This window comes from Pseudoalteromonas sp. TB25 (genome assembly GCF_000497995.1).
Classification (GTDB): Bacteria; Pseudomonadota; Gammaproteobacteria; order Enterobacterales; family Alteromonadaceae; genus Pseudoalteromonas; species Pseudoalteromonas distincta.
In genome coordinates, this window is the sequence record NZ_AUTI01000233.1 from 1 (window position 1) to 4,638 (window position 4,638).

General features: G+C 37.4%; 4 protein-coding genes and 1 pseudogene. 2 read left to right on the top strand and 3 right to left on the bottom strand.

What is annotated here, in order from left to right:
- The first annotated feature begins 93 nt into the window (after nt 1–93).
- Nucleotides 94–1,559 (top strand): annotated as a pseudogene (locus tag L652_RS01000000123410) (IS21 family transposase).
- Nucleotides 1,552–2,304 carry an IS21-like element helper ATPase IstB gene (istB, locus tag L652_RS0107240; protein ID WP_008108712.1) on the top strand — a complete coding sequence of 251 codons (753 nt, stop codon included), beginning with the start codon at nt 1,552–1,554 and terminating at the stop codon, nt 2,302–2,304. The pseudogene L652_RS01000000123410 and the gene istB overlap by 8 nt, the downstream one beginning before the upstream one ends.
- Nucleotides 2,305–2,547: 243 nt before the next feature.
- Here istB and L652_RS0107245 read toward each other — a convergent pair whose 3' ends face one another.
- The 3 genes from L652_RS0107245 to L652_RS1000000125115 all read right to left on the bottom strand — a co-directional run bounded on the left by L652_RS0107245 (nt 2,548) and on the right by L652_RS1000000125115 (nt 4,558).
- Nucleotides 2,548–3,060 (bottom strand): hypothetical protein, encoded by a 513-nt coding sequence (locus L652_RS0107245; RefSeq protein ID WP_024596066.1) that lies wholly within the window; start codon nt 3,058–3,060, stop codon nt 2,548–2,550.
- Nucleotides 3,053–3,568 (bottom strand): hypothetical protein, encoded by a 516-nt coding sequence (locus L652_RS1000000125350; protein WP_024596067.1) that lies wholly within the window; start codon nt 3,566–3,568, stop codon nt 3,053–3,055. The genes L652_RS0107245 and L652_RS1000000125350 overlap by 8 nt, the downstream gene beginning before the upstream one ends.
- 456 nt (nt 3,569–4,024) lie before the next feature.
- Nucleotides 4,025–4,558 carry a hypothetical protein gene (locus L652_RS1000000125115; protein ID WP_024596069.1) on the bottom strand — a complete coding sequence of 178 codons (534 nt, stop codon included), beginning with the start codon at nt 4,556–4,558 and terminating at the stop codon, nt 4,025–4,027.
- Nucleotides 4,559–4,638 lie beyond the last annotated feature (80 nt).

The window sequence follows — 4,638 nt, forward strand, 5'->3', positions numbered from 1 at the left end:
TATTAAGCGACAATTACGGTGGCCGGTCTAGCGACAATTATCTTGGCCGGTTGATCTGATAAGGTTCGGTACAGCAGAACGGAGGAGTTCACTGTGCCGGGAACACGAATCACTGATCAGCAGGTCACTATTTATATGAAACATAGAAAGCGTAATAGCCAAGTTATCGCGGCTGCGAAAGCAGGTATTTCTGAACGTTCAGCAAGGCGCATTGATAAACTGGATGAGCAGCCATTGTCTAATAAACGCCAATGGCGAACACGTATAGATCCACTTGAATCTATCTGGGACAGTATTGTTGTCCCTCTACTTCAAGGTGATGCTACGTTAACTCCAGTGGGAATTTTTGATCATCTTTGCGAGTTTCACACCGACAAATTTAACCCGAGCTCACGGCGTACATTAGAGCGTCGAATTCATAAATGGCGGGCACTGTATGGCTCAAGCAAAGAGGTCGTATTCCTGCAAACACACGAGTATGGCCTATTAGGTATATGTGATTTCACACATGTGAAGTCACCCGTTACCATTGCTAGTGAACCCCTTAAGCATATGTTGTTTCATTATCGTATGCCCGCCAGNGCGGTGAAAGCTTTGCTGCTTTTTCTGATGGTGTGCAAAACGCATTTAAAGCAGCCGGCGGTGTGCCTAAAGAAGTGCGTACAGACAGTCTCAGTGCCGCCTATCGTAATCATACTAATGATAATGATTTTACAGAGCGCTTTAATGAGCTAGTTATCCATTATGGCTTTAAAGCGACCCGTAATAACCGCGGTATTGCGCATGAAAATGGGGCTATTGAGAGCCCTCATGGGCATCTTAAATCGCAACTGGAGCAAGCATTAAAAATCCGTGGTAGTTATGACTTTCAGACAAGAGAAGTCTATGAATCGTTTGTTGCAGACATTGTTGCTCGCCGTAATCGCCGTGTAAGTGATAAGTACGCAGTAGAGCAGCGACAATTACACGCTTTACCACGGACGATGAGCGTCAATTACACCGAGCATTATCTAACGGTGTCACGTACGAGTACTATTTCATTGAAACGTGTTACCTATAGCGTCCCGTCACGCCTTATTGGTAGCCGATTACTTGTTCGTTTATATGACAACCGCTTAGAGCTGCGCTATGGCAGCGATTTAGTTCAAACGTTAGCGCGTGTCTATGCTTCTAAAGGGTGCCGTGCACGCAATATTAGTTACTTGCATGTTATTGACGCATTGGTTAAAAAACCATTGGCATTTCGCTACTCACAACTACGTGACGACTTACTCCCAAGCGACAATTACAAAGCTATTTGGGAATACGTTAATACTCATCTTTTAGCGGATGAAGCGAGCTATTACATGGTAAAACTGCTCCATTTAGCAAAACAAAGTGGGTGTGAACGTCAATTAGGACGATTTGTAGCAGTGTCAATTACTCAGCGACAATTACCGGCCATCCGAGAATGTGAAGCGCAATTTTTAGTGATTGCATCAAACATACCCACAATAAAAATAAAGCAACACAGCTTGAGCGCTTATAGCAGCATGATACCGGGAGGTCTACATGGATAACTTCACGGCCTCGTTACCTTTAATGCTGAAACAATTAAAGCTTAGCACCATGCTTCAACAGTGGAATACCCTGGGAAAAAAAGCGATGGAAGAACAATGGAGCCCGCAGCAATACTTGTCTGAGCTGTGCCATGTTGAACTTGCGACACGCGATGACAAACGCCTTCAGCGGCTTTTAAAAGATGCAAAATTGCCAATGGGTAAACACCTTAGCAGCTTCGACTTTACCCTTGTTGATGGGGTTAGTAAGCCCCTTGTTGCTGATTTAATAAATCAGCCGGATTGGTTGAAGCACGGTGGCAATATATTGTTATTTGGCGCCAGTGGTCTTGGTAAAACGCATATCGCCAGTAGCATCGGTTATGGCCTTATCGAGCAGGGCCATAAAGTTAAGTTCGTTGCCGCGTCAGCGATTGTTCAACAACTCCAGCAAGCAAAGCGACATTTACGCTTGCAAGACGAACTTGTAAAGCTCGATAAATACAGCTTATTAATCGTTGATGACGTTGGTTACGTTCGAAAAACTGAACAGGAAACGAGCGTGCTGTTTGAATTGATAGCCCATCGCTATGAGCGACACAGCATGATCATCACATCAAACAAATCATTTGAGCAATGGGATGAACTATTTGAAGATTCAACGATGACAGTCGCGGCAATCGATCGTTTGGTTCATCATGCCACGATTATTCATTGTGAAGGTGACAGCTACCGACGCAAAACAGCGCTCAATAAGAGTAAATAAAATTCGGTATCAACCGGCCAAGATAATTGACGCGGAACCGGCCAAGTTAATTGACGCTAGATAAAAGCCATCAAAAAGCCCCACTGTACAAAAGCACCTATATAAAAAGAGATGTTTGTATTTAAAAGTAGCTCAATCATCTTACTCCAACACTAGATAAAAAATTATTATACCGCTTTACATATTACGGCAACATCAGAAAAGGCACAAAATCACTCTTCTTTTAAGTTGAGCTATACTGCCTCAGCGATCCAAACTTAACTTTCTAACACACCTTAAAAGCTTGTTTAAGCCTAAAACATCCTTATTGATGATTAATACCAATGCCATTGTAAAGTCGACAAAATACATTCCAAAAATATAAACAGTCCAAAACCACCAATAGTAAAGAGTACCTGCAATTTCAATATCGTAGTGCATACCTAAAAATAAACATGCATTAATAAAAAGGCCTACAATTAAATAGGAGAAAACAATTGGTACTAATTTTTTATATATAAATCGCCAAAGTATCAGGGCGCTAATAGTAGCAAGATCATAATAGAAGTAATTTAGGTGAGGATTTTCAATAAGTGGATCCATAAAAAGACTAGATATATATGAGGCCATCATTATAAATGAAAGATGCGTTCTACTTTTATCATTTTTATTAATACTCGCTGATAGGTTATATAAAAATGCGATTAGGAAGAACCATGTAAATAGTATTGCTACGTTATATCCTAAATCTACCAGAGCCCAAAGTATGTCAGCCACTACTATTATTCCTTTTCATAATACTATTGTGGAACCATATTTTAATTGCAGCTAAAGCTAAAAAATCTTTGTTTATAAAAAATATAGCTAGCATCATAAAGTCGGCTAAATTAATAACAATTGAATAAAAAAACCAAAACCACCAAGGTTCGTAATTATTAAAAACTGACACATCTATATACATACCAAGAAATAATGATGAGTTTATAATCAACCCTAACAACAAGTAGATCGATATAAGATTTTCAATAATGAACAACCTTAAAATAATAATGGCGAAAATAGTTGTTATATCAAACAAAAAGAGCTGAAAATACGATATGTGTTGTATATCTATAAACAAGCTTGAGGAGTAAGAAATTGACATAACAAATGATAACCATACAGCTTCTTTTCTAGGTTTGTTAATACTTATAACTAATGAGTACAAAAAAGCCATTAAAAAGCCCCACTGTACAAATGCACCTATGTAAAAAGAAATTGCTGGATTAACTAGAATATTATCCATTATTTTTGAGATTTTTGTTGAATACTAGTGACAGAATCATTAAAACATCGAACATATTTACACCAACAGAATAAACACTCCAATACCACCAAGGCTCATAGTTATACAAGATGTTTAGATCGTAATGTAATATTAAGGTAAGCACAGCATTTATTATTAACGCAAAGATGATGAAGTGAAAAGCTATAGAGCGGTGAAGTACTTTAAAGTACTCTAAAATTAACAAAGCTAAAATTGTAACAAAATCGTAGAGCATCGAGTTTAAATATAAACCTTCTAATAAGTCTATATAACCACTAAAAACATATGAGCAGAGCATAAGCGCAGATAAATAAACAGGAGACTTATTTTCTTTATTTATCGTAGAGGTCAAACAATACAGAAAGGCCATTAAAAAGCCCCACTGAGTGAAGGCTTGTACATAAACCATTAGGGGTTCAGTAACGTACATTTAAGCTAAGTTACTTTGTGGGTATCGTTTGACTTGAAGTAATTAAGGAGTTTGCTTTTTAATTTATGAAAACCAAGTAAGTCTCTATCTACAATCAAAATAACAATCATTATAAGATCGATTATATTGACTGAAAATGTATACAAATCCCACAAGAACCAAGGTTCCCTGTTATTGTAAACATACATATCTAAGTACATACACAAACTCAATAATGAATTAACTATAAGGCCTATTAATAAATACATAAATGAGGGAGTTGTTTTTTTTAATAGTAAATAAACTGATAATAAGGCACCCACAGTAGCATAATCATAAAGTGCCCAATCAAGATAAAGTGAGCTTTCAACTGATAACCATGAGAAAAAATAGTCTGATGTAGAATAAGAAAACATCATAATGAAAGAACTGAGCAATAAGGTTGTATTTCTTTTTATATCTAATGAAAAAACAAAAATATTAAAAAAAAATGCCATCAAAAAACCCCACGAGGCAAAAGCTGATAGCGAAAAGAAACCAAAAAACTCAGTTAAAAACATTCATTACCTTCATTAATTATTTTGGTTTATTTGGGGGATAAAGTATCACACCACCACGCTGTAAATCAGTACTCGCAGCA

What these genes read in the sequence shown, in the direction of transcription:
- istB (WP_008108712.1), top strand. Translation starts at nt 1,552, where the DNA reads ATGGATAACTTCACGGCCTCGTTACCTTTAATGCTGAAACAATTAAAG.
- L652_RS1000000125350 (WP_024596067.1), bottom strand. Translation starts at nt 3,568, where the DNA reads ATGGATAATATTCTAGTTAATCCAGCAATTTCTTTTTACATAGGTGCA.
- L652_RS1000000125115 (WP_024596069.1), bottom strand. Translation starts at nt 4,558, where the DNA reads ATGTTTTTAACTGAGTTTTTTGGTTTCTTTTCGCTATCAGCTTTTGCC.